This is a genomic window from Granulicatella sp., assembly GCF_057274575.1.
Genome location: NZ_DBHISP010000006.1, coordinates 63279 through 86715 on the forward strand (window position 1 = coordinate 63279; position 23437 = coordinate 86715).

Annotated in this window: 27 protein-coding genes and 1 other annotated feature (1 of these 28 running past the window's edge); of the genes, 26 read left to right on the plus strand and 1 reads right to left on the minus strand. The window is 38.3% G+C overall.

The window, feature by feature from the left end; translation table 11 throughout:
• The first annotated feature begins 49 nt into the window (after positions 1-49).
• The 12 genes from ACO5V7_RS04560 to ACO5V7_RS04615 all read left to right on the plus strand — a co-directional run bounded on the left by ACO5V7_RS04560 (position 50) and on the right by ACO5V7_RS04615 (position 8240).
• On the plus strand, positions 50-703 hold the full coding sequence (locus ACO5V7_RS04560) for an adenylate kinase (protein ID WP_005607447.1): 654 nt from the start codon (positions 50-52) through the stop codon (positions 701-703).
• A 117-nt stretch (positions 704-820) separates the two neighbouring features.
• Positions 821-1039 carry a translation initiation factor IF-1 gene (infA, locus tag ACO5V7_RS04565; RefSeq protein ID WP_005607446.1) on the plus strand — a complete coding sequence of 73 codons (219 nt, stop codon included), beginning with the start codon at positions 821-823 and terminating at the stop codon, positions 1037-1039.
• 35 nt (positions 1040-1074) lie between these two features.
• A complete protein-coding gene (rpmJ, locus tag ACO5V7_RS04570; RefSeq protein ID WP_005607444.1) occupies positions 1075-1188 on the plus strand; it encodes a 50S ribosomal protein L36 in 114 nt (37 codons plus the stop codon).
• Between the two features lie 23 nt (positions 1189-1211).
• On the plus strand, positions 1212-1577 hold the full coding sequence (gene rpsM / locus ACO5V7_RS04575; protein WP_005607442.1) for a 30S ribosomal protein S13: 366 nt from the start codon (positions 1212-1214) through the stop codon (positions 1575-1577).
• A gap of 27 nt (positions 1578-1604) precedes the next feature.
• Entirely contained in the window at positions 1605-1991 is a 387-nt protein-coding gene (gene rpsK / locus ACO5V7_RS04580) for a 30S ribosomal protein S11 (protein WP_005607440.1), read from the plus strand.
• Positions 1992-2060: 69 nt separating this feature from the next.
• The gene (locus tag ACO5V7_RS04585) at positions 2061-3008 is read left to right on the plus strand and encodes a DNA-directed RNA polymerase subunit alpha (protein WP_005607438.1); all 948 of its coding nucleotides are present in this window, start codon (positions 2061-2063) and stop codon (positions 3006-3008) included.
• Positions 3009-3040: 32 nt separating this feature from the next.
• Positions 3041-3421, plus strand: coding sequence for a 50S ribosomal protein L17 (gene rplQ / locus ACO5V7_RS04590; protein ID WP_485485215.1), 381 nt, complete (start codon positions 3041-3043; stop codon positions 3419-3421).
• A gap of 240 nt (positions 3422-3661) precedes the next feature.
• Positions 3662-4513, plus strand: a complete 852-nt coding sequence (locus ACO5V7_RS04595; protein WP_485485216.1) for an energy-coupling factor ABC transporter ATP-binding protein — start codon at positions 3662-3664, stop codon at positions 4511-4513.
• Positions 4489-5364, plus strand: a complete 876-nt coding sequence (locus ACO5V7_RS04600) for an energy-coupling factor ABC transporter ATP-binding protein (protein ID WP_485485217.1) — start codon at positions 4489-4491, stop codon at positions 5362-5364. The genes ACO5V7_RS04595 and ACO5V7_RS04600 overlap by 25 nt, the downstream gene beginning before the upstream one ends.
• A complete protein-coding gene (locus tag ACO5V7_RS04605; protein WP_485485218.1) occupies positions 5354-6151 on the plus strand; it encodes an energy-coupling factor transporter transmembrane component T family protein in 798 nt (265 codons plus the stop codon). The genes ACO5V7_RS04600 and ACO5V7_RS04605 overlap by 11 nt, the downstream gene beginning before the upstream one ends.
• A 50-nt stretch (positions 6152-6201) precedes the next feature.
• Positions 6202-6951 (plus strand): tRNA pseudouridine(38-40) synthase TruA, encoded by a 750-nt coding sequence (truA, locus tag ACO5V7_RS04610; protein ID WP_485485219.1) that lies wholly within the window; start codon positions 6202-6204, stop codon positions 6949-6951.
• 44 nt (positions 6952-6995) lie between these two features.
• Positions 6996-8240, plus strand: a complete 1245-nt coding sequence (locus ACO5V7_RS04615; protein WP_485485220.1) for an aminopeptidase — start codon at positions 6996-6998, stop codon at positions 8238-8240.
• Positions 8241-8387: 147 nt separating this feature from the next.
• Here ACO5V7_RS04615 and ACO5V7_RS04620 read toward each other — a convergent pair whose 3' ends face one another.
• Positions 8388-9275 (minus strand): LysR family transcriptional regulator, encoded by an 888-nt coding sequence (locus tag ACO5V7_RS04620; RefSeq protein WP_485485221.1) that lies wholly within the window; start codon positions 9273-9275, stop codon positions 8388-8390.
• A 101-nt stretch (positions 9276-9376) separates the two neighbouring features.
• Between ACO5V7_RS04620 and ACO5V7_RS04625 the strand changes: the two genes are divergently transcribed.
• From ACO5V7_RS04625 to ACO5V7_RS04690, 14 genes are all read left to right on the plus strand, one after another.
• A complete protein-coding gene (locus tag ACO5V7_RS04625; protein WP_485485222.1) occupies positions 9377-10324 on the plus strand; it encodes a 2-dehydropantoate 2-reductase in 948 nt (315 codons plus the stop codon).
• A gap of 24 nt (positions 10325-10348) precedes the next feature.
• Positions 10349-11398 (plus strand): PTS sugar transporter subunit IIC, encoded by a 1050-nt coding sequence (locus ACO5V7_RS04630; protein WP_485485223.1) that lies wholly within the window; start codon positions 10349-10351, stop codon positions 11396-11398.
• Between the two features lie 101 nt (positions 11399-11499).
• Positions 11500-12432, plus strand: a complete 933-nt coding sequence (locus ACO5V7_RS04635) for a LysR family transcriptional regulator (protein ID WP_485485224.1) — start codon at positions 11500-11502, stop codon at positions 12430-12432.
• An 87-nt stretch (positions 12433-12519) separates the two neighbouring features.
• Complete coding sequence (locus tag ACO5V7_RS04640; RefSeq protein ID WP_485485225.1) at positions 12520-14232, plus strand: phospho-sugar mutase; 1713 nt, start codon at positions 12520-12522, stop codon at positions 14230-14232.
• 150 nt (positions 14233-14382) lie between these two features.
• Positions 14383-15357: a hypothetical protein gene (locus ACO5V7_RS04645; RefSeq protein WP_485485226.1), complete on the plus strand. Its 975-nt coding sequence runs from the start codon at positions 14383-14385 to the stop codon at positions 15355-15357.
• A gap of 156 nt (positions 15358-15513) precedes the next feature.
• The gene (gene rhaD / locus ACO5V7_RS04650; protein WP_485485227.1) at positions 15514-16335 is read left to right on the plus strand and encodes a rhamnulose-1-phosphate aldolase; all 822 of its coding nucleotides are present in this window, start codon (positions 15514-15516) and stop codon (positions 16333-16335) included.
• A gap of 130 nt (positions 16336-16465) precedes the next feature.
• Entirely contained in the window at positions 16466-17956 is a 1491-nt protein-coding gene (locus ACO5V7_RS04655) for a nicotinate phosphoribosyltransferase (RefSeq protein WP_485485228.1), read from the plus strand.
• 10 nt (positions 17957-17966) lie between these two features.
• A complete protein-coding gene (gene nadE, locus ACO5V7_RS04660) occupies positions 17967-18794 on the plus strand; it encodes an ammonia-dependent NAD(+) synthetase (protein WP_485485229.1) in 828 nt (275 codons plus the stop codon).
• 153 nt (positions 18795-18947) lie between these two features.
• The gene (locus ACO5V7_RS04665) at positions 18948-19070 is read left to right on the plus strand and encodes a hypothetical protein (protein WP_485485230.1); all 123 of its coding nucleotides are present in this window, start codon (positions 18948-18950) and stop codon (positions 19068-19070) included.
• 200 nt (positions 19071-19270) lie between these two features.
• Positions 19271-19978 carry a glucosamine-6-phosphate deaminase gene (locus ACO5V7_RS04670; protein ID WP_485485231.1) on the plus strand — a complete coding sequence of 236 codons (708 nt, stop codon included), beginning with the start codon at positions 19271-19273 and terminating at the stop codon, positions 19976-19978.
• A gap of 208 nt (positions 19979-20186) precedes the next feature.
• Positions 20187-20921, plus strand: a complete 735-nt coding sequence (locus ACO5V7_RS04675) for a metal ABC transporter ATP-binding protein (protein ID WP_485485247.1) — start codon at positions 20187-20189, stop codon at positions 20919-20921.
• The gene (locus tag ACO5V7_RS04680; RefSeq protein WP_289015639.1) at positions 20914-21747 is read left to right on the plus strand and encodes a metal ABC transporter permease; all 834 of its coding nucleotides are present in this window, start codon (positions 20914-20916) and stop codon (positions 21745-21747) included. The genes ACO5V7_RS04675 and ACO5V7_RS04680 overlap by 8 nt, the downstream gene beginning before the upstream one ends.
• Complete coding sequence (locus ACO5V7_RS04685; protein ID WP_485485232.1) at positions 21740-22690, plus strand: metal ABC transporter substrate-binding lipoprotein; 951 nt, start codon at positions 21740-21742, stop codon at positions 22688-22690. The genes ACO5V7_RS04680 and ACO5V7_RS04685 overlap by 8 nt, the downstream gene beginning before the upstream one ends.
• A 111-nt stretch (positions 22691-22801) precedes the next feature.
• Positions 22802-23212, plus strand: a complete 411-nt coding sequence (locus ACO5V7_RS04690) for a hypothetical protein (protein WP_485485233.1) — start codon at positions 22802-22804, stop codon at positions 23210-23212.
• Between the two features lie 66 nt (positions 23213-23278).
• Positions 23279-23437: a binding site (T-box leader), on the plus strand; it runs 58 nt beyond the window's last position.

Genomic DNA, 23437 nt, shown 5'->3' on the forward strand with positions numbered 1-23437 from the left:
GCAGTAATGCGTTTTGTCAGTTCCTCAGTTATGATTCTAGGAGGCAACTATGAACATTATTTTAATGGGCTTACCTGGTGCAGGTAAAGGCACTCAAGCTGAAAAGATTGTTGCTACATACGGAATTCCACATATTTCAACAGGAGATATGTTCCGTGCTGCTATGCAACAACAAACTGAATTAGGTCTTAAAGCTAAATCATTCATGGATAAAGGCGAATTAGTACCTGATGAAGTAACAAACGGCATTGTAAAGGAACGTTTACAACAAGCCGATACAGAAAAAGGATTCTTATTGGACGGTTTCCCACGTACTCAAGCTCAAGCGGAAGCACTTGATAAAATCATGGAAGATTTAAATCGCTCAATTGATGCAGTGATTAATATTGAAGTGAACCCTGAGATCTTAATGCAACGTCTAACAGGAAGAATTATTTGTCGTAACTGTGGATCAACATATCACAAAACAAATAATCCACCTAAAGTAGAAGGGACATGTGATCGTTGTGGGTCTCACGATTTTTACCAACGTGAAGACGATAAGCCTGAAACAGTGGAAAATCGAATTCAAATTAATATCGAACAATCAAAACCAATCTTAAACTACTATAAAGCAAAAGGCATATTACGTAATGTAGATGGCGAAAGTGGAATTGACAATCTATTCCAAACGATTCAATCAATTATGGGTGAACCTCGCTAGACTCTGCCTGTTATCTTGCATTTATTGTAGCTGAAATGGTATACTTAGAAAGTTAGATAACGGTAGAAGTCCGTCAAATAATCCGTAAAAACTTATTACAAGTAAGGAGGATAAGACATGGCAAAGGAAGACGTAATTGAAATTGAAGGTATTGTTAATGAAACATTACCAAATGCGATGTTCAAGGTCGAACTTGAAAATGGTCATGAGGTTTTAGCGCATGTATCTGGAAAAATCCGGATGCACTACATTAAAATTTTACCAGGCGATAAAGTTACGGTTGAATTATCACCGTATGATTTAACGCGTGGAAGAATCACGTATCGCTTTAAATAATGGACTCCGTTAATGAAATAGAGGAGGGAACTTAAATGAAAGTTAGAGCATCAGTAAAACCAATTTGCGAAAAATGTAAAGTTATTAAACGCAATGGTAAAGTTATGGTGATTTGTCAAAATCCCAAACATAAACAACGTCAAGGATAATATATAAGGAGGTACTCATTAGTATGGCTCGTATTGCAGGTGTGGATATTCCACGTGAAAAACGTGTTGTTATTTCTTTAACCTATATTTACGGAATCGGTATTACTACTTCAAAACAAATTTTAGCAGCTGCTAATGTTAATGAAGATACTCGTGTTCGCGAATTAACGAATGATGAGTTAGACCGTATCCGTGCTGAAGTGGATAAACTAAAAATTGAAGGTGACTTACGTCGTGAAGTGAACTTGAACATCAAACGTTTGATGGAAATCGGTTCATACCGTGGAGTTCGCCATCGTCGTGGTTTACCAGTTCGTGGACAAAATACAAAAAATAATGCTCGTACTCGTAAAGGCCCAGCTAAGGCTATTGCAGGTAAGAAAAAATAATTTATAGAAGAAGGAGGTTAATTCTTCATGGCAAAGAAAGTTGTACGCAAACGCCGCGTGAAAAAGAATATTGAATCTGGTGTAGCACACATCCGTTCAACATTTAATAATACAATTGTTATGATTACAGACGTTCATGGTAATGCTGTTTCATGGTCTTCTGCAGGTGCTTTAGGATTTAAAGGTTCTAAAAAATCAACACCATTTGCTGCTCAAATGGCTGCTGAATCTGCTGCAAAAGGTTCAATGGAGCACGGAATGAAAACTGTAGAAGTTTCTGTTAAAGGTCCTGGTTCAGGTCGTGAAGCTGCTATTCGTTCATTACAAGCTACAGGTTTAGAAGTGACAGCAATTCGTGACGTAACACCAATCCCTCATAATGGATGTCGTCCTCCAAAACGCCGTCGTGTGTAATGGATTGTTATTGTTGAATTTTGTCGGACAATCGCACATTGAACGAACGTTTTGAAAGGGGTAAAAAACATGATCGAAATTGAAAAACCAAAAATTGAGACAATTGAAGTCAGCGAAGATGCAAAATTTGGTAAATTCGTTGTTGAGCCACTTGAACGCGGTTATGGTACTACCTTAGGGAATTCATTACGCCGAATCTTATTATCGTCACTCCCTGGTACTGCAGTAACAGATATCCAAATGGATGGCGTTTTACATGAATTTTCAACAATAGATGGCGTAGTTGAAGATGTAGCTGCAATCATTTTAAACATTAAAAAAATTGCGCTTAAATCTTTCAGTGAAGATGAAAATAAAGTATTAGAAATTGATGTTAAAGGACCAGCAGTTGTAACTGCAGGAGATATCAAACACGATAGCGACATTCAAGTTCTAAACCCTGATTTATACATTTGTACAGTAGCAGAAGGTCATCACTTCCATGTTCGTATGAACGCTAAAAATGGTCGTGGGTATGTTCGCTCTGATTACAATAAATCTGAAAATATGCCAATTGGTGTTATTCCAATTGATTCTATTTATACTCCGATTAGTAAAGTGAACTACCAAGTAGAGAACACTCGTATTGGTCAAAAAAATGTTTATGATAAACTAACTCTTGATGTATGGACAGATGGTTCTATTGCACCTCAAGATGCTATTAGTTTAGCAGCTCGTATTTTAACAGAACACTTGAATATTTTTGTTAACTTAACAAATGAAGCACTTCCTATGGAAATCATGGTCGAAAAAGAAGAAACTCAAAAAGAACGTCTTCTTGAAATGACTATTGAAGAATTAGATTTATCAGTTCGTTCTTATAACTGCTTGAAACGTGCTGGAATTAATACAGTACATGAATTAACAAGCAAATCAGAAGCTGAAATGATCAAAGTTCGTAACTTAGGTCGTAAATCTCTTGAAGAAGTAAAACAAAAACTAATCGATTTAAATTTAGACTTACGTCGTGAAGACTAATAGAAACTCTTAAGAAGGAGGAATATTATAAAATGGCTTATCGTAAATTAGGACGTACAAGTTCACAACGTAAAGCGTTACTACGTGACTTGACAACAGACTTAATTATTAACGAACGTATCGTTACTACTGAAGCTCGTGCTAAAGAAATTCGTTCTACTGTAGAAAAAATGATTACTTTAGGTAAACGTGGTAACTTACATGCTCGTCGTCAAGCAGCTGCATTTGTTCGTAACGAAGTTGCAGATGTTCGTGAAGAAGGCGAAAAAATCGTTGTTGAAACAGCGTTGCAAAAATTATTTAATGATTTAGCTTCTCGTTACAACGAACGTCAAGGTGGATACACTCGTATTCTTAAAACAGAACCTCGTCGTGGCGATGCTGCACCAATGGTTATCATTGAATTAGTTTAATATAACATTCAATCGAACACTTTTCGATGGTTGAAAAGAGCGTCATGATGGTAATAATCATCTTGCTTTGTAAGATGGGAAGTCTGAGGCTACTGAATGGTAGCCTTATTCTTTCCTTGATTATTTAGTCTAGCTCGTTGCCTTCCCGTCATTCATTTGGCGGGGAAGCACTTCATCGTAATAAAGTGTGTTTTTTTATTTTATACATATTTTTTAATCATACATAGAATAAGGAAAGGGGTGTCGTTATTGAATCAGACTATTATTGAGTTAGAAGATATTCATTATCGTTATCATGAAGACGATGCCAGAGAAGCCCTTGCAGGAGTTTCACTAGAAATTCGACGAGGTGAATGGTTAGCAATTATTGGTCATAATGGATCAGGGAAATCTACTTTGGCCAAAGTTATGAATGGTTTAATTGAAGCAAACACAGGATCTGTTGTTGTAAATGGGAAGACGTTAACTGCAGAGACCGTATTTGATGCAAGAAGAACAGTTGGAATGGTCTTCCAAAATCCTGATAATCAATTCGTGGGAACTACTGTAGAAGATGATATTGCTTTTGGGTTGGAAAATATTGGACTTCCTCGGGAGGAAATGCTCGAACGTGTTACCAAAGTTCTTGATATGGTGAAAATGTCTGAATTCCGAACGAAAGAACCAGCCCGCTTATCAGGTGGACAAAAACAAAGAGTAGCCATTGCGGGAGTAACGGCATTAGAACCTGAAGTAATTATTTTGGATGAAGCAACATCGATGTTAGATCCAAAAGGGCGTTTAGAAGTTATTTCGACGATTCAAAAACTTCATAAAGAAAAGAAGATTACCGTTATTTCTATTACACATGATTTGGATGAAGCGGCTCAAGCAGACAGAGTTGTTTTGATGGAGCAAGGTCAAATTCAACAAATCGGGACTCCAAAGGAAATTTTTAAATTAGGATCCAAACTAGTTGAAAAAGGATTAGATGTTCCTTTTGCTGAGAAACTGATAGAAGCTCTTCGTGAAAGAGGAATAAATGTCCCTGAGGAGTATTTAGATGAGGAAGGATTGGTGGAGTGGTTATGGACATCCGTTTTAACGAAGTAAATTTCGCATACCAAGCAAACACTCCCTTTGAAACACGAGCATTATATGACGTGAATTTTGCAATTCCTTCTGGAAAGTACACTGCAATCATTGGTCATACTGGTTCAGGAAAGTCGACTATTCTTCAACATTTAAATGCTTTATTAAAACCTACTACAGGAACAGTTGCCTTAGGGGAACGTATAGTAGATGCTCAAACGAGTAATAAGGATCTTAAACCTCTACGAAAGAAAGTAGGAATCGTATTCCAATTCCCTGAAGCACAACTTTTTGAGGAAACCGTTCAGAAAGATATTGCATTTGGTCCAAAGAATTTTGGAGTGAGTGAGGAAGACGCTAATCAAATTGCCAAACACACACTGAAAATTGTGGGACTTCCTGAAGACGTTTTACAGAAGTCTCCGTTTGATTTATCTGGAGGGCAAATGCGCCGTGTTGCTATTGCAGGAGTATTAGCGATGCAGCCTGAGGTGTTAGTGCTTGATGAACCAACTGCGGGACTAGATCCCAAAGGTCGTAAAGAAATGATGGAGATGTTTTCCTCCTTGCAAAAAGAGCAAGGGATTACCATCGTTCTTGTAACACATCAAATGAATGATGTAAGTGACTATGCGGATTACGTGATTGTTTGTGAGAAAGGAACTGTTGTAAAAACTGGTACGCCTGAAGAAGTGTTCGCAGATGCACATTGGCTCCAAGAAAAACAATTAGGCCTTCCTTCTACTATTCAATTTGTGGAGAAACTGAAGGAGAAAGGTTTTACAACCGAAGAACGCCCAATGACATTAGATCAATTAGCGGATTTACTGGTTTCACATTCTAATTTAGGAGGTGAAGCAAGTGCTCGATAAATTAATTTTAGGACGCTATTTACAAGGAGACTCATGGATCCATAAACTAGATCCACGAACGAAATTAATTGGAACATTCGCGTTTGTATTAGTCATCTTCTTGGCTAATAACTGGGTAACATATGGCTTGTTAATTGCCTATACACTCGTGGCGTTACTGTTGTCAAAGATTCCCTTAGGATTTTTTTGGAAAGGAATTCGACCATTAATTTGGGTTATTCTATTCACAGTAGCACTTCAAATTCTATTCACAAGTGGAGGGGAAGTTTACTTTAAATGGGGATTCCTCCAAGTGACTTCCGAGGGGATTATTAACGCGGTATTCATTTTCTTACGTTTTGTATTAATTATCTCATTCTCAACGCTCCTAACGCTAACAACTGCACCCTTGCAATTAACAGATGCGATTGAAGCTGTAATGAAGCCTCTTTCTATTGTGAAGTTTCCAGTACATGAGGTTGCGTTAATGCTATCGATTGCGCTTCGTTTCGTTCCAACTTTAATGGATGAAGCGCAAAAAATTATGAACGCGCAACGAGCTCGTGGGGTTGATTTTGGAGAAGGAAATCTCTTTGAACAAATGAAGGCGATTATTCCAATTCTTATTCCGCTTTTTGTGAGCTCATTGAATCGTGCAGAAGACTTGGCTACAGCCATGGAAGCACGTGGATATCAAGGAGGAGACGGACGTAGTAAATACCGTGTTCTGAACTATGAAATAAGAGACGCCATTGCGGGATTATCCCTTGTGGTTGTAACAATTTTATTATTTGTATTTAAAGCATAAAAAATAAGGAGCTTGACTTGTCAAGCTCTTTTTTGAAAGAAGGGAAAAGGATGCAGCGATATAAACTCACGATTCAATATGATGGAACGCCTTATGTTGGATTTCAAGTGCAAGAGAATGGAAATAGCATTCAAGCAGAACTGAATAAAGCGCTCAAGAAGATGACAAAGGGTCAATACATTCCTGTTAGTGGATCTGGCCGGACAGACTCTGGTGTTCATGCCAATGGTCAAGTGGTTCATATCGATTACCCAAAACGCATAGAGGCCAACTCACTTGTTCGTGCGATGAATAGTTTATTACCAACTTCAATCCGGATTATTTCTGCAGAAGCGGTCTCTGAGGAGTTTCACGCGCGCTATAGTGTGACTGGGAAACGATATATTTATAAAGTAACGACTGCACAGGTGCAGAGTCCGTTTCTTCGTCAGTATGAGCTGCATCACCCATTCAAAACGGATGTAGACCGCATCAACAAGGCTTTTGAAGCAGTGATTGGAGAACATGATTTTACAAGTTTTTGTTCGACAAAAAGCGATAAAGACTCCAAAGTTCGCGTTGTGACGAAAGCAGAAGTGAAGAGAAACGGTGATGAATTAATTTTCACTTTTGAGGGTAAAGGTTTCCTTTACAATATGGTTCGCATTTTAGTTGGAACGGCGCTTCAAATTGGAGATGGTTTACGAGAAGTCGAAGAGATGAAACAGATTTTAGAAGCCATGGACCGAAATGCAGCAGGTCCAACGGCACCTTCTCATGGGTTATACTTAGATGAAGTGTTTTATAAGAATTTCGACTAAAAATATGATAGGATGAAGATAGTTATTTTAAAAGGAGTGTCAATATGGTATTAGAAAATTTTGATGTAAATTTACAAAAATATGCAAAATTACTAGTGTCTACAGGAATTAATGTTCAACCAGGACATACTGTAGTAATTTATGCAGAAGTGGAACAAGCACCTTTTGCACGTTTATTAGTTAAAGAAGCTTATCAATTAGGAGCAAGCGAAGTTATCGTTCAATGGAGTGATGATGAAATCAACCGTGACCGTTTATTATATGCTGCGGAAGATCGTATTACGACTGTTCCAGAATATAAAGTACAAGAAATGCACTATTTATTAGATCATAAAGCAAGTCGTTTAAGCATTGTTTCTAGAGATCCAGATGCATTAAATGGAGTAGATACAAGTCGTCTTGCAAAATCAATGAAAGCTACAAGTGTTGCTTTAAAACCAATGCGTGTTGCAGGTCAATCGAATAAAATAAGCTGGACAGTAGCAGCTGCAGCAGGTAGCGCATGGGCTAAAAAAGTATTCCCAGAAGCAACATCAACAGAAGAAGCTGTAGATTTATTATGGAATCAAATCTTTACAACTTGTCGAGTATATGCTGACGACCCAGTTGCGGCTTGGAAAGAACATGAAGAAAAATTAGACAAAAAAGCAGCTGTTTTAAATAAAGAACAATTTGCTAAATTACATTACACTGCACCAGGGACAGACTTAACTCTAGGAATGCCTAAAAACCATGTTTGGGAAAGTGCTGGAAGCATCAATGCTCAAGGAGAACACTTCATCGCAAACATGCCAACAGAAGAAGTCTTCTCAGCTCCAGATTTTCGCGTAGCTGACGGATATGTATCAAGCACAAAACCATTAAGCTACAACGGTCACATTATCGAAGGCATCAAAGTGACTTTCAAAGACGGTCAAATCACAGAAGTATCTGCTGAAAAAGGCGACCAAGTAATGAAAGACTTAGTATTCGAAAACAATGGTGCTCGTGGATTAGGTGAAGTAGCACTAGTAAGCGACCCATCACCAATCTCACAATCAGGCATTACATTCTTCAATACATTATTCGATGAAAATGCATCAAACCACTTAGCAATTGGTTCAGCATATGCTACAAGTGTTAAAGGTGGAGAAAACTTCGAAACTGAAGAAGAATTAAGAGAAGCTGGATTAAACCGTTCGGATGTACACGTGGACTTCATGATCGGTGGACCAGAAATGAACGTAGACGGTATTCGTGAAGACGGTACGGTTGTTCCAATCTTCCGCAACGGAGACTGGGCTATTTAGTCGGATAAATTGAATCAGTAAAAGGAACGAACTTTGAGAGAAGTTCGTTCCTTTTTTTGTGTTGTTATAAGAAAAATTAATAGGTCTATAAGAAAATTCAATTGGTAAAAACTTCACAAGGAGAGTACAATGAAAACATAAGAATCCTTATAAAGTTCGTAATAATTCAATGAGTTCTAAGATGTTTTGCGAATATTTTTCGTTTGGTCGATAAGCAACTCCGATAGGGAAGAATCCATTTTTATCGATGAGAGGAATCCATACGAGTTCGTCATCTGAATAAAATTCTTTATATTCCAGTGCCATGATGCAAACGGAGTTAAAGGTTGCAAGACTGGCGAGTAGTACTTCCCAGTTGTCGTCTACGTAAACGATATTCGGTTCAAAGCCAAAATGTCTAGAGCGTTGGTGTAATAATTTCCCAAGCATAAAGTGTTCGGATAAGGTGCTAAAACGTTCCTCCTTCAAATCTTCAAAGGTAACAGAGTCTCTCGAAGCTAGTGGATGACCTTTAGGAACGACAAGACTCGCCTGATAACCAGCGAAATGTTGTTGGAACGGTTCAATCATAATATTGGACTCAATCTTTGGGAATGAGAGAACACCAAGGTCGATTTCTTCATTCACTAGTGCAGTTTGAAGCTCACGCGAACCGCCTTGCACCATCGTTAAGTGAATCGAAGGATGCGACATCATAAAACGCGAGAACTCAGGCATTAATTTGATCGCAAAAAGTGTCGGTAGCCCAATTCGAATTGTTTCTTTTTGAGGTTGATTAAGCTCATGAATTTGAGCCACAGTCTCTTCCATCAAAGAAATGATTTTCTTACCATTATCGTATAAGAGCTGTCCAGCTTCAGTCAGTCGAATACTATTGTTAGTTTGCTGAATAAATAGCGGAGTATGTAATTCGGATTCTAATTTTTTAATGGTTTGAGAAAGGGTCGGTTGCGTAATGAACAAACTACGAGCGGCATTAGAATATCCGCCATGGTCAACGATACTTATAAAGTAGTGAAGGTGTTTAATATCCATTGGGCATCTCCTATTCTTTTAAGTGAACTGTTACACAATAATTGTAACAAAGAATAAAGACGGAAACAATAAGGTTTTTAAAACATAAAGGAGGAATTACGATGAAAATTACAATCGCAGGTGCCGGTGCAATGGGAAGCCGCTTTGGGTTAATGCTCCATCAAGCAGGGCATGAAGTACTTTTGGTAGATGGTTGGAAAGATCATGTGGAAGCCATTCAAAAGGACGGTCTCAAGGCCAACTTTAACGGGGAAGAAGTTGTGGTGAAGTTGCCAGCAGTACTTCAAAGTGAAGTCACAGAAGCAATGACAAGTGACCTAATCATTTTATTTACAAAAGCGATGCAATTAGAAGGTATGCTAACAGATTTGAAACCAGTGATTCATGATGAAACAAGAGTCCTTTGTTTACTCAATGGAATTGGACATGAAGAAATAATTGAACAATTTGTTCCAAAAGAAGATATCTTTATCGGAAATACGATGTGGACGGCTGGAATGGAAGGTCCAGGTCGTGTCAAACTCTTCGGTAGTGGAACGGTAGCTTTGAAGAACTTAGTAGATACGGCAGAGGCAAAAACGAATGCCGAAGAAATCGTCGAGGTGTTGAACAGCGGGGGGTTAAATGCGTCTTACTCTGAGAATATTCTATTCGCCATTTACAAGAAAGCATGTGTAAATGGAACGATGAATGGACTTTGCACCATCTTGATGAGTAATATGTATGAGTTTGGTTCTACAACGACTGCACACTTGATTGTTGAAAATATTGTGAAAGAATTTTCAGAAGTTGCAAAAAATGAAAACATTCTGTTAAATATTTCAGAAATTGTAGATTTCATTGAAACAAATTGTTATAATCGTGAAACAATCGGGCTTCATCACCCATCGATGTATCAAGACTTAAATGAAAATAATCGTTTAACAGAAATTGATTACATCAACGGAGCGGTAGTGCGTAAAGGACAAAAATATGGCGTTCCAACACCATATTGTGAGTTTTTAACAGCATTGGTTCATTGTAAAGAACAAATTCTTGGAGCTAAATAGCTCGCAGTAGAGGGGGACAAAACTATGGAAGCACAAGCAAAACAAAAAATGACGGCTTCAGTTTTTATCAATAAAATCTTAGCAGGGACAGCCCTAGGGGTTATCGTCGGACTGATTCCAAATGCCGTTCTTTCAGCAATTTTAAAACATTTTAGTCAATATCCAATCGCAGTAACCATTACGCAAATCGCGGTTATTTTCCAATTAGCAACTCCACTTATTATCGGGGGCTTAATTGCATTACAATTCGGATTTAAACCAATGCCGATGATGGTTGTTGCAGGGGCCTGCTTCGTAGCCAGTGGGGTAGTGACGTATAATGCAGAACTTCAAAAATTTGTCGGTGCTGGAACAGGGGACTTGATTAATACAATGGTCACTGCAGGTATCGCTGTTGGAATGTTAATGCTGATCAAAGATAAATTCGGTTCAACTGCCGTTGTAGCAATGCCAATTGTCGTTGGAGTTGGATCTGCGCTTATCGGATTATTGCTCTTACCATACGTTAAAATGATTACTGCAGCGATTGGTCAAGTCATCAACGAATTCACAACATTACAACCAATTTTGATGTCAATCTTAATTTGCTGCTCATTTGCAATATTAATTATCTCTCCAATTTCTACAGTAGCGATTGGTTTAGCGATTCAATTAAACGGCGTGTCTGCCGGGGCGGCTGCAATGGGGGTTGCCGCAACAGCCGTAGCATTAGTAGTCCACTCATGGAAAGTCAATAAATCAGGGGTAACGTTAGCCATCGCTCTAGGGGCTATGAAATTAATGATGCCTAACTTATTCAAATATCCAGTGATTTTGATTCCATGTTTATCAACAGCGATTATTTCAGCGATTCCAGTAGCGCTCTTCTCAGTAAGTGGTACTCCACAATCTGCAGGGTTCGGTATCGTAGGGTTGGTAGGACCATTAGCTTCTATCGATGCTGGATTGAAGGTGGGCTTAGCAGCTATTGTATGGTTCGTTGTTCCAATTGCAGCAGCGATTGCAAGTAAATTTTTATTTGAAAAAGTTCTTAAATTATATGATTCTTCTGTCGTATTCAAATTCCAAGAATAAGCACAAATTCCTATCGACTCCTTCGTGCAAATGCACGGAGGAGTTTATTTTTATTTTTGCAAGAAGATGGTACAATAAATGTAATAGAAGGGAGTGGTCGGATGAGAATTCAACAATTAATTTATTTCGAGAAAATTGTTGAAAAAGGCTCTATGAATGAAGCCGCAAAAGACTTATATGTCAGCCAACCAAGTTTATCAAAGGCCATTCGTGAGTTGGAATTAGAAATGGATATCACACTTTTTCAACGTGGTAATACAGGAATTACTTTGACAGCAGAAGGGCGAGAATTTTTAGTATACGCTCGTCAAGTCCTCGATCAAGTGAATTTGATGGAAGAAAAATACAAAAGACAAACCAAACGGAAACGAACATTCTCAGTATCCGCTCAGCACTATGCTTTTGTCGTTCATGCATTTGTAGATTTTATTCAAAAGGAAGCTGGAGATGAATATCAATTCACACTCCGAGAAACAGAAACGCAAAATATCTTAGAAGACTTAACAAACTATAAGAGTGAGATTGGGGTCTTATATTTGAATGATTTCAACCGCAAAGTCATGGAAAAATTGTTTAAGGAAAAGGACTTAGTTTTTACGCCATTATTTAAGGCGAAACCACACGTGTTTTTGAGTACTCAAAATCCACTTGCAGAAAAAGAGAGCATTAGTCTAGAAGAACTTGAAGATTATCCGTATTTGTCGTATGAACAAGGGGAAGAAAACTCATTCTACTTCTCAGAAGAAATCCTTAGCACGATGGAGCATAAGAAGAGTATTAAGGTAAGTGACCGTGCGACCATCTTTAATCTAATGGTCGGTTTAAATGGATACACCATCAGTTCAGGGATTATTAGTAGTAAGCTAAATGATGATAAGATTGTTGCGGTGCCGCTGGACGTAGAAGATAGAATGGAACTAGGAATCTTGCAACACGATCAACGAAAATTATCCAAAGAAGCGGAGCGATTCTTGCATATGCTGAAAACACATATTCAGGAATACGGCTTCGAAGTTCAAAATCTTGATTTTTAGTTCACAAAGAGGTTGAAACTATTCGGAAAATCGGGGATAATAAAATAACGTAAGAAATGATTACTCAGTAGAAGGAGACGAATGCAAATGAGTTGGAAAGAAACAGCAAAATTATGGGAATCTTTTGAGGCACTTGAAGAAGGATTAAAAGTGCAATTACAATCAATGGATGATACACAAAAAGAGGAAGCCTTCTATATGCCATTAGAATTTGGTACAGCGGGAATGCGTGGAATTGTGGGGCCTGGGATTAACCGAATGAATACGTATACCGTTCGTCAAGCGACTGAAGGGTTATCAAGATTGATTGAAACTTATGGAGAAGAAGCAAAAAAACGTGGGGTAGCCATTGCCTACGATTCACGTCATTTTTCACCAGAATTTGCAATGGAATCTGCTCGTACTTTAGCGTCTCATGGAATTGCTTCGTATGTGTTTGAAAGTTTACGACCAACTCCTGAATTATCATTTGCAGTGCGTCACTTGCATACATTTGCCGGAATTATGATTACAGCTAGTCATAACCCAGCAGCTTACAACGGATATAAAGTATATGGTGAAGACGGTGGGCAAATGCCTCCAAAAGATGCGGATGCATTAACAGCGTATGTTCGCCAAGTCGAAAATCCTCTTGAAATTAAAGTGTTAGATGATAATGCGCTAGAAGCGTCGGGTCTTGTAACAATCATCGGTAAAGATGTTGATGATGCGTACTTAAAAGAAATTAAATCAGTATCTGTAAATCCATCATTACTTAGCGATGTTGAAGGCTTATCAGTTGTGTATACGCCTTTACACGGTACAGGATTAATGCTTGTAGAAAAAGCATTAGAACAAGCAAATTTCAAAGGTCTACATATTGTTGAAGAACAAGCAATGCCAGATGGAGATTTCTCAACAGTTAAATCGCCAAACCCTGAGGAAGCAGGAGCATTTGAATATGCGATGAAATTAGGACAAAAGGTTGGAGCTGATGTATTATTAGCGACTGACCCTGATGCGGACCGTATGGGGGCTGCTGTACGTTTACCAGATGGAAGCTACCAAGTGATTACAGGGAACCAAATCGCTGCTATCTTAGTCGATTACTTACTCTATGCTCACCAACAAGCAGGAACTCTTCCAAGTAACGCGCTTGTCGTGAAATCAATCGTAAGTAGTGAACTTCCAACAGCTGTTGCTAAGAGTTACGGCGCTGAAATGATGAATGTGTTAACAGGATTCAAATTCATCGCAGAACAAATTCAACACGACGAAGAAACGGGAGACCATACGTTCATGTTCGGTTTCGAAGAAAGTTACGGTTACCTTGTGAAATCATTTGTGCGTGATAAAGATGCGGTTCAAGCAGTGTTATTACTCACAGAAGTAGCTGCACGCTTCAAGAACGAAGGCAAAACTTTATATGATGGTCTTCAAGCATTATATGCAAAACATGGTTATTTCTTAGAAAAAACAATTTCTGTAACAGTAGCTGGTTTAGAAGGTCCACAAAAAATCAAAGCCTTATTAGATGGCTTACGCGCTTCAGTTCCAACAAGCTTTGGAGGATTGAAAGTAGCATTAGCACAAGATTTCGCAGTAAACGAACAAAAAGATGCGAATGGGGTCGTTTCTGAAATCGGACTTCCAACGTCTAATGTATTGAAATACATTTTAGAAGATGGATCTTGGATTGCTGTTCGCCCAAGTGGTACCGAACCAAAAATTAAGTTCTACATCGGAGCAAAAGCGGATAGTGAAGCTGCTGCTAAAGATAAAGTAGCTGCCTTACAAGTCGACTTAGAAAAATTACAATAATGAAGGAAGTAGAGCACTCTTACATTTGTAGGGGTGCTTTTTTGAGCTTTATAGAAAGAAAGTTTTGAGAATCAAAGGAGTATGCTATAATGAAATTCAAATAAATAAGCTTTCAAAAATCGCTATTTTAAAAGTATTAAGGAGAACTCAATGAAAAAAGAAATTAAATTACTTCTAGTAGGGAGCTCGTTATTCTGTTCATTCGTCATTGCAGGGTGCTCAGCTACTCCAACTACTGCAAGTGAAACTACTCAAGCTCAAACGAAAGATACCGTTTATCATAAAAATGATGTTACTGGACCAGCGGCTTCCTTTGATTGGGATGCTAAAATGCCTCCATTAACGAATTACGAACAAACGTATGTAGAATCTAATAGTGGCAAAACTGTAAAAATGCCTTTAAGTCGTGTGAAAAAAGCTGCTGGAGAACTTGCGGAGAAGAAAAAGAGCATTACAGATAGTAAAGTGCAAGAAGCCTTAAAATTAGTGGATGCTATTTTTGTAAATCAAGAAAATTTCGATGTGCTTTTACATGCAACAACCACCTCAAATCAAGAAGAATTTTTTGATAAACTATGGAATGGGTATATGGTGCAGATGTTAAAAGAATCGAGACCAACCTTCTCTAATGATGCAGAAATAGAGTTTCGAGGAGTTACTTATCCTATTAAAGTTTATGGACCAATGTACTTAAAAGTAAATACGAACTCATTAGGTAAAGCAGGAGCTTATACACTGGAAGATTACAAAGTAGATGGGGATACCGTGTATTTGAAATTCCAAGCTCCAAAAGTAGATCTCTATCAATATGAGGTACAAGCAAGCTATCAAAGAGGCAATCAAGCTTTCTTTGAAGGGTTAATCCAGGAATCTCAAAAGATAGGGCAATCTGATTTTTCTAAAGCGCTCTTGCTTAAGTTGATTTATCGATTAGCAGCCCTAGGGTTTAAATCGAATTTAGGGGTCAACCTAGAGGGCATGGATTATCTTCCAAGAAATACGCACTATTTAGCGATTAAAGTGGATGATAAAGGAAAAGCAACGATTGATGATGCAAACTTAGCCAACCTTCTTCAAATTGATTTGAAAACAGCTAACGAAGCGAATCAAGGAAAATTCGAATAAAGTAAGACCGGTAATACTCAAGGAGTGTTACCGGTTATTGTTTGATTTAAAAAGTTTGAAACTAAATGGTGTTCCAGTCGGACTTACATGGTATAATGAAGTCAAACTAAAGAAAGAACAAGTGTTATCACAAAGAAACTAAGGGAGAATTAGAAAATGGCAAAATTTATTGAATCACCAGCTGTAAAAAAATTATGTGAACTCACAAAAGAATCGTACTTACGCTACTGGGATGAACGTAACGGGGGTAACGTATCAGTACGCTTAGAAGATAGTGAAGTAGAAGCGTATGAAGATGTGAAAGAAGTGAAACGTTCGCTCGACTTAGGATTCGATGCCTCAACACTTGCAGGATTCTATTACTTAGTAACAGGTACCGGTCGATACTTCAGAAATGTCACCAACCAACCTCTTCTTGATTTAGGCTTAGTTCGTATTTCAGAGGACGGACAAAAAGCAGAATTACTATGGGGATTCGAAGATGGCGGAAAGCCAACCTCAGAATTTGCAAGTCACTTAATGAGCCATATCGAACGACTTAAAGTGAATCCAAATCATAAAGTGGTCTTCCATTGCCACCCAACAAACCTTATCGCATTAAGCTTCACACAACCATTAGACGAACGTCATTTATCAAGACTTCTTTGGAAAATGCAAGCTGAATCAATTGTGGTCTTCCCAGAAGGAATTGGCGTGATTCCTTATATGACACCAGGAACAAACGCGATCGGGGAAGCAACAGCTGCGAAAATGGCAGAGTTTAGAGCGGTGATTTGGCCACATCACGGATTATTTGCGGCAGGCGATACGCTTGATGAAACATATGGATTAATTGAGGTCATCGAAAAAGCAGCGATGATTTACTCTCAAGTGGGTGCACAAGGCGGTAAAATCCTACAAGAAATCACAGATGTGCAATTACAAGAAATCGCGGAATACTTCCATATGACTCCACACGAAGGATTCTTAGACCTATAAAAATAAATAAAGCAAAAAAGCAAGTCTGATGAAGGATTTGCTTTTTTGTTTCCAGTCTCCATCCGTGTACAATCGTCCGGAACTGGTGTAAAATAAAGAGGTAACTACAATAAAAAAGGAGTATCGATAGATGAACTCAGTTTATAAAGATGATAGTTTAACACTACATACAGACCTATACCAAATTAATATGATGAAAACATATTGGGAAACAGGCGTGTCTGAGAAAAAAGCGATTTTTGAAGCGTATTTCAGAAAGTTGCCATTTGAAAATGGTTATGCAATTTTTGCGGGACTAGAACGCATTGTCCACTTTATTGAACAATTACGTTTCTCAAAAACAGATATTGAATACTTACGTGGACTTGGGCACTATCCAGAAGAATTCTTAACATACCTAGAAAACTTCGAATTCAAAGGAAGCATCCGCTCTGCAGTAGAAGGAGAACTTGTTTTCGCGAATGAACCACTGGTGCAAGTTGAAGGAACGCTTGCAGAATGTCAATTAATCGAAACAGCTTTATTAAATATCGTGAACTTCCAAACGCTGATCGCAACAAAAGCGAGCCGTGTACGTATGGTCTCAGGAGACAATCCAGTATTAGAATTCGGAACTCGTCGCGCGCAAGAATTAGATGCGGCCATTTGGGGAACACGTGCAGCGTACATCGGTGGATGTGATGCGACAAGTAACGTTCGTGCTGGCAAGATGTTTGGCATTCCAGTTTCTGGGACACATGCCCACGCATTAGTACAAGCGTACCGTGATGACTACGAAGCGTTCAAAGCTTATGCGAAGACTCACCGTGACTGCGTATTCTTAGTCGATACGTATGATATTTTGAAATCTGGGGTTCCAAATGCCATCCGTGTAGCCAAAGAATTCGGCGAAAAGATTAATTTCTTAGGTGTTCGTATCGATAGTGGGGACATGGCCTATATGTCGAAAAAAGTTCGTCAACAATTAGACGAAGCTGGATTTACAAAAGCGAAAATTTACGCGTCAAGTGACTTAGATGAAAAAACAATCCTTAACTTGAAGATGCAAGGAGCTAAAATCGACGTTTGGGGAATCGGTACTCGTTTAATTACAGCGTATGACCAACCAGCACTTGGCTGTGTGTACAAGCTTGTAAGTATCGAAGACGAAAACGGCGTAATGGTGGATACAATGAAGATTTCGAACAATGCGGAAAAAGTATCCACACCTGGTAAGAAACAAGTATGGCGTATTACACGCAATTCAGATGGCAAGTCTGAAGGGGACTACATCGCATTATGGGATGAACGTCCAGACCATTTAGATGAGCTCTTTATGTTCCATCCAGTCTACACTTATATTAATAAAACAGTGACAGACTTCACAGCGCGTCCTATTTTACAACTGATTTTCGAAAACGGAAAATGCGTGTATGAATTACCAACACTTCAAGAAATTAAAGCGTACAAAGACGAGCAAATCGAAGCGCTATGGGACGAATACAAACGTATCTTGAACCCAGAGCAATATCCAGTCGACCTCTCTCAAAAGACATACGACCAAAAATTGGCAAGTATTGCGGAAATCAGAGAAGAAGTGCGTCTTAAATCAGAACAGTTGGCCAAAGAAAACGCAAAGTAAGGGGAACGTTATGAGACCATTACAACAAAAAATTATCGAAACGCTTCGTGTCAAACCAACTATTAATCCTAAAGAAGAGATTCGTAAAACGGTCGACTTCTTAAAAGCGTATCTTGCAAAGCATCCCTTCTTAAATGGGTATGTTCTTGGGATTAGTGGCGGACAAGATTCAACGCTCGCTGGGAAACTCGCACAAATGACGATTGATGAATTGAACGAAGAACAAGACCAAAAGGTGTATCGTTTCTATGCCGTGCGACTTCCTTATGGCGTGCAAGCAGATGAACAAGATGCCATGGACGCGATTGCCTTTATGAAGGCAACGGATGTGCTTCGCGTGAACGTGAAGGATGCGGTAGATGCGTCTGAACGTAGTATTGAAGAACTTGGAATGGAAATTTCGGATTTCAATAAGGGAAATATTAAAGCGCGTGAACGCATGATTGCTCAATATGCGATTGCAGGCCAAACAGGCTGTGCCGTTATCGGGACAGACCATGCGGCAGAATCGGTGACAGGTTTCTACACGAAATTTGGAGACGGTGCTGCGGATATCACTCCGTTATGGCGTCTTAATAAACGTCAAGGCCGAGCGATGTTACAAGTACTAGGTGCTCCAAAACACCTATACTTGAAAGTTCCAACGGCAGACCTTGAAGAAGACCGTCCATCGCTGCCAGACGAAGTAGCACTTGGGGTTACTTACGAAGAGATTGATGATTATCTCGAAGGAAAAGACATCAACGAAAAAGCAGCAGAGACGATTGAAAATTGGTATCAAAAGACGGAACATAAACGTCACTTACCAATTACAATCTATGATGATTTTTGGAAATAAAAAAAATGAGGTCTACACCAACTGACATTTAGTTGATGTAGTTTTTCTTTCAATATCAGACGAGCACCTATTGACTTTATGTTAAAAAGTGCTATGTTAAACATGTAAAGATGTCGGTTTTAAAAGATTTGAGTCTCATTGGAGGTGCTCTATATGGATGTAGGATTACCAGTGGTTTTTGGAGGAATCGTATTAGCAGTAGTCTTTATCTACGCTTGTTACTGGGTCGTTCGATTAGCGGTTCGTCATGAGCTTGAGAGAGGGAACCGGTTATAGGATGTTCCAAAAAAGTGAGGAGAGGAAACTCTCCTCTTTTTATCGTAAAGAGGAATTTCTACGGTAAGATAGGGAAGATTTTATAAACTAAAATGAATTTAGCTATTTAAAGACCTCTGAATTTTTGTTAGAATAGATTTGAGCAGTTGTTCATGTTTTTAGAACCCTTTTATGAAAGGGAATACAGGGAGGTATTATTTATGGAAGTTATTGTTGTAAAAACTCAAGAAGAGGGAGCAAAAGCAGCTTTTGAGGTGTTTAAACGTGCACACGGCGAAGGAGCGCAAGTATTTGGGTTGGCAACTGGATCAAGTCCAATTGGGTTATATGAATTATTAAGAAATAGTGATTTAGATTTTTCAGATCGAGTGTCAGTAAACTTAGATGAGTATGTGGGATTAGCGCCGACGGATGAACATAGCTATCATTATTTCATGAAAGAGCAATTATTCGATGCAAAACCATTCAAACATAGCTATTTACCAGATGGATTAGCCAAAGATGTCGATGCGGAAGTAGAACGCTATGAACGCATTCTTCAAGAAAATCCAGTGGACTTACAATTATTGGGAATTGGAAGTAACGCACATATTGGATTCAATGAGCCAGGTACGCCGTTTACACAACGCACGCATAAAGTTCATTTAACAGAGTCAACGATTGAGGCAAACAAACGCTTCTTTGAAAAAGAAGAAGATGTTCCACGCTATGCTTACTCAATGGGCTTACAATCGATTATGGATGCAAAAGAAATTGTGTTAATTGCATTCGGTCCAAGTAAGATTCATGCGATTAAAGGCTTAGTAGAAGGCCCAATTACAGAAGAGGTTCCAGCAAGTATCTTGCAAAACCATCCGAAAGTGACCGTCATTTGTGATGAAGCAGCTGCAGCATTATTAACAAAATAAAGAGTTTGAAAGGGCGTCTTCCGGGCAACGGAAGGCGCCTTTTTGCGCTTTTAAAAGAGAGATAATCAGCTGATTTAAGCGTGTAAAGGCTTGTTTTCAAAAATTTTCTGAAAAATTTTTGGTAAACCTAAAAAAACACTTGACGAAATTATTTTTTTAGGGTAACCTAATAAATGTAGAATCTACATAAATTGAGGGGATGAATTCATTGATTACGATTAAAAATGTTGGGGTATCATACGCGATGCAACCACATGTTTTACAAGACTGCAATTTATCCATTGAAGGACCAACCATTACAGGGATTATTGGGCCCAATGGTGCAGGAAAATCAACACTATTAAAAGCAATACTAGGACTAATTCCATCTAGCGGAGAGATTCGTATTGATGGTGTGTCAACTAGAAAAGCACTATCTAGAATTGCATACGTTGAACAAAAAAGCCATATCGACTTTACGTTTCCGATTACGATTCATGAATGTGTAGCCTTAGGGAGAAGTGTAAAAAAAGCTCCTTTACAAAGACTCACGAAAGAAGATTGGGCCAAAGTAGACGAAGCGATTGAAGAGGTAGGTTTGTCAGAGTTGGCGACTCGTCAAATTGGAGCACTTTCAGGGGGACAATTCCAACGTGTACTACTTGCGCGTTGTATGGTTCAAGAAGCAGATTATATCTTTCTTGACGAACCTTTCGTTGGAATTGATATGCTCAGCGAGAAAGTGATTATGACGATTATCCGCAAATGGAAAGAGGAAGGGAAAACCATTTTAATGGTGAACCATGACCTGTCTAAAGTGAAGGAATACTTTGACCATGTGGTTCTAGTGAAACACGGGATAGTGGCTTCTGGAAAAACAGAAGAAGTCTTTATTTCGAAGTACTTAGATCACGTTTATGGTGGAAGTGTGTATATTCCTCAAGGAGGTGAGCAACATGCATAATTTTATTGAAGGCTTGTTTGAATTTCACTTCTTGCAAAACGCATTAGTTTCAGCAGTCGTTATTGGTGCTGTTGCGGGGATTTTAGGATGTTTTATCATTCTAAGAGGAATGTCACTGATGGGAGATGCTATCTCTCACGCGGTTCTTCCCGGGGTAGCGTTATCCTATATTTTAGGCATTAATTTCTTTATAGGAGCCCTCGTATTTGGTTTATTAGCTTCATTTCTAATTGCCTTTATTAATCAAAATAGTACAGTAAAAGGGGATACCGCTATTGGGATTACCTTTAGTTCTTTTCTGGCGCTGGGAGTTATTTTGATTGGTGTTGCTAAAAGTTCTACAGATTTATTCCATATTTTATTTGGGAATATTTTAGCAGTGCAAGATGTTGATTTAATCATTACATTAGTGGTTAGCTTGATTGTGTTTATTGTAATTCTAGCTTATTTCAAAGAATTACAAGTAACCAGTTTTGATCCGATTTTTGCTCAATCAGCAGGAATGAACGTACAGTTTTATCATTATCTATTAATGTTTCTTTTAGCATTGGTATCTATTACAGCAATGCAAAGCGTAGGAACCGTTATGATAGTGGCTCTGCTCATTACTCCTGCAGCGACAGCTTACTTGTACTCCAATCGTCTTAAAACGATGTTAATTTTAGCAGCTATATTCGGCTCTTTATCTTCTGTTTTAGGATTGTTTATTGGGTATACATTTAATATTGCGATTGGATCTACGATCGTGTTAACTTCTGCAGCACTTTTTGTCGTAAGCTTTATTATTTCACCAAAACAAAGAGAAAGAAGGAAATCTCATGAATAGCATGAAGAAACTTTTAGTAGCTGCTCTTGTTGTCTTAGGGATTGCAGGATGCGCTACTGGTAAAGAGAATAGTTCTCAAACGACATCTGCGACAGCAGAAAGCAAAAAATTACAAGTAGTGACAACGAACTCTATTATTTATGATATGACAAAAAATATCGCTGGAGATTTAGTGGATTTACATAGTATCGTTCCAGTAGGGCAAGACCCTCACGAATATGAACCATTACCAGAGGATGTTCAAAAAGTTCAAAAAGCAGACTTGATTTTCTACAATGGTATCAACTTAGAAAATGGTGAGGATGCTTGGTTCGCTAAAATGGTGAAAAACGCTAAAAAAGAAGCAAATAAAGATTACTTTGCGGTAAGTGATGGCGTTAAAGTGATTTACTTAGAAGGAGAAAACGAAGCAGGGAAAGAAGACCCACATGCATGGTTAAACATCGAAAACGGAATTATCTATGCTAAAAATATTGCAAAACAATTGATTGCAAAAGATCCAAAGAACAAAGAAGCTTATGAAAAGAATTTAAAAGCTTATGTTGAAAAACTAGAAGCTTTGGATAAAGATGCAAAAGCACGTATTGCAAAAATTCCTGAAGAAAAACGTTTAATCGTAACTAGTGAAGGCTGCTTCAAGTACTTCTCTAAAGCGTACGATATTCCATCAGCTTACATTTGGGAAATCAACACAGAAGAAGAAGGAACTCCAGAACAAATCACAAAATTGGTTCGTCAATTACGTGAATCAAAAGTTCCATCATTATTCGTTGAAAGTAGTGTGGATGATCGTCCAATGAAAACTGTATCTCAAGAAACAGGCAAACCAATTCACTCTACAATCTTTACGGATTCAATTGCTGAAGAAGGAAAAGATGGAGACAGCTACTACAGCATGATGAAATGGAACTTAGATAAAATCATTGAAGGTTTAAGCAAATAATTAAGAAGAGCTTCTTAGATTTCTATTCGATTCGTTGGATAGAATCTGAGGGCTCTTTTATTTTGGAAAATCAGATAAAAAATTCAAATAAAGAATGACGAGGTGAAGAAGATGAACAAATTTTTAAGAGTACTGTTTATAATACTATTGGTGGCGATGGGAGGCGCGATGATTTATCAAATTTTCTTTCCAGAGGTGATGGGAGCTCACTCGGGATACGGGGTTGCAGTTGGTTGGCAACGAGAAATCGGATTTTGGAATTTGGCGGTTTTGATGATTTTAGTGGCCGTTAATGTTAAGTATGATTGGTTTTATTTAAGAGTCGTTTTAGGAGCACTAATAGTCGGCGGATTAGGGATTGGTACGAATCATCTTCTTGCTTATTTAGAGGGAGCTACCTTTGTCAATCTCGTTGGAGCAATTGAAAACTATGTGCTTGTCATTGGTTGGGTGATTGGGTGGAAATTGCAAGAAAAGATTGAACAGAGTGTAAGCATGAAAGAAATTAAAACAACATTTTAATGCTTCTCTCATTTTTTGGTTGACAATTCCAAAAAATAGGTCTAAAATACAAAACAACTTAAAAACTTAAATTCATTGACAAAGAGAGTACAGAATTTTGGAGTCGAAAGCGAGATGAGGTAGAGTGGAAGCTCATCGGATTAGAAATTCTGGAAGCGCACTTTGTAGAAAAGATGGAGAAATTAGTATCCATCTTCGCAGGACATGCGTTATCAAGCAAAAGGA

Bases quoted from the DNA above. Each gene is read 5' to 3' on its own strand.
- rhaD (WP_485485227.1), top strand. From the start codon at position 15,514: ATGGCAAAATTTATTGAATCACCAGCTGTAAAAAAATTATGTGAACTC.
- ACO5V7_RS04690 (WP_485485233.1), top strand. From the start codon at position 22,802: ATGAACAAATTTTTAAGAGTACTGTTTATAATACTATTGGTGGCGATG.
- rpsK (WP_005607440.1), top strand. From the start codon at position 1,605: ATGGCAAAGAAAGTTGTACGCAAACGCCGCGTGAAAAAGAATATTGAA.
- ACO5V7_RS04680 (WP_289015639.1), top strand. From the start codon at position 20,914: ATGCATAATTTTATTGAAGGCTTGTTTGAATTTCACTTCTTGCAAAAC.
- ACO5V7_RS04620 (WP_485485221.1), bottom strand. From the start codon at position 9,275: ATGGATATTAAACACCTTCACTACTTTATAAGTATCGTTGACCATGGC.
- ACO5V7_RS04670 (WP_485485231.1), top strand. From the start codon at position 19,271: ATGGAAGTTATTGTTGTAAAAACTCAAGAAGAGGGAGCAAAAGCAGCT.
- ACO5V7_RS04685 (WP_485485232.1), top strand. From the start codon at position 21,740: ATGAATAGCATGAAGAAACTTTTAGTAGCTGCTCTTGTTGTCTTAGGG.
- ACO5V7_RS04630 (WP_485485223.1), top strand. From the start codon at position 10,349: ATGGAAGCACAAGCAAAACAAAAAATGACGGCTTCAGTTTTTATCAAT.
- ACO5V7_RS04600 (WP_485485217.1), top strand. From the start codon at position 4,489: ATGGACATCCGTTTTAACGAAGTAAATTTCGCATACCAAGCAAACACT.
- ACO5V7_RS04625 (WP_485485222.1), top strand. From the start codon at position 9,377: ATGAAAATTACAATCGCAGGTGCCGGTGCAATGGGAAGCCGCTTTGGG.
- ACO5V7_RS04645 (WP_485485226.1), top strand. From the start codon at position 14,383: ATGAAAAAAGAAATTAAATTACTTCTAGTAGGGAGCTCGTTATTCTGT.
- rpsM (WP_005607442.1), top strand. From the start codon at position 1,212: ATGGCTCGTATTGCAGGTGTGGATATTCCACGTGAAAAACGTGTTGTT.
- ACO5V7_RS04560 (WP_005607447.1), top strand. From the start codon at position 50: ATGAACATTATTTTAATGGGCTTACCTGGTGCAGGTAAAGGCACTCAA.
- ACO5V7_RS04585 (WP_005607438.1), top strand. From the start codon at position 2,061: ATGATCGAAATTGAAAAACCAAAAATTGAGACAATTGAAGTCAGCGAA.
- ACO5V7_RS04640 (WP_485485225.1), top strand. From the start codon at position 12,520: ATGAGTTGGAAAGAAACAGCAAAATTATGGGAATCTTTTGAGGCACTT.
- ACO5V7_RS04635 (WP_485485224.1), top strand. From the start codon at position 11,500: ATGAGAATTCAACAATTAATTTATTTCGAGAAAATTGTTGAAAAAGGC.
- ACO5V7_RS04665 (WP_485485230.1), top strand. From the start codon at position 18,948: ATGGATGTAGGATTACCAGTGGTTTTTGGAGGAATCGTATTAGCAGTA.
- rplQ (WP_485485215.1), top strand. From the start codon at position 3,041: ATGGCTTATCGTAAATTAGGACGTACAAGTTCACAACGTAAAGCGTTA.
- infA (WP_005607446.1), top strand. From the start codon at position 821: ATGGCAAAGGAAGACGTAATTGAAATTGAAGGTATTGTTAATGAAACA.
- ACO5V7_RS04655 (WP_485485228.1), top strand. From the start codon at position 16,466: ATGAACTCAGTTTATAAAGATGATAGTTTAACACTACATACAGACCTA.
- truA (WP_485485219.1), top strand. From the start codon at position 6,202: ATGCAGCGATATAAACTCACGATTCAATATGATGGAACGCCTTATGTT.
- rpmJ (WP_005607444.1), top strand. From the start codon at position 1,075: ATGAAAGTTAGAGCATCAGTAAAACCAATTTGCGAAAAATGTAAAGTT.
- ACO5V7_RS04615 (WP_485485220.1), top strand. From the start codon at position 6,996: ATGGTATTAGAAAATTTTGATGTAAATTTACAAAAATATGCAAAATTA.
- nadE (WP_485485229.1), top strand. From the start codon at position 17,967: ATGAGACCATTACAACAAAAAATTATCGAAACGCTTCGTGTCAAACCA.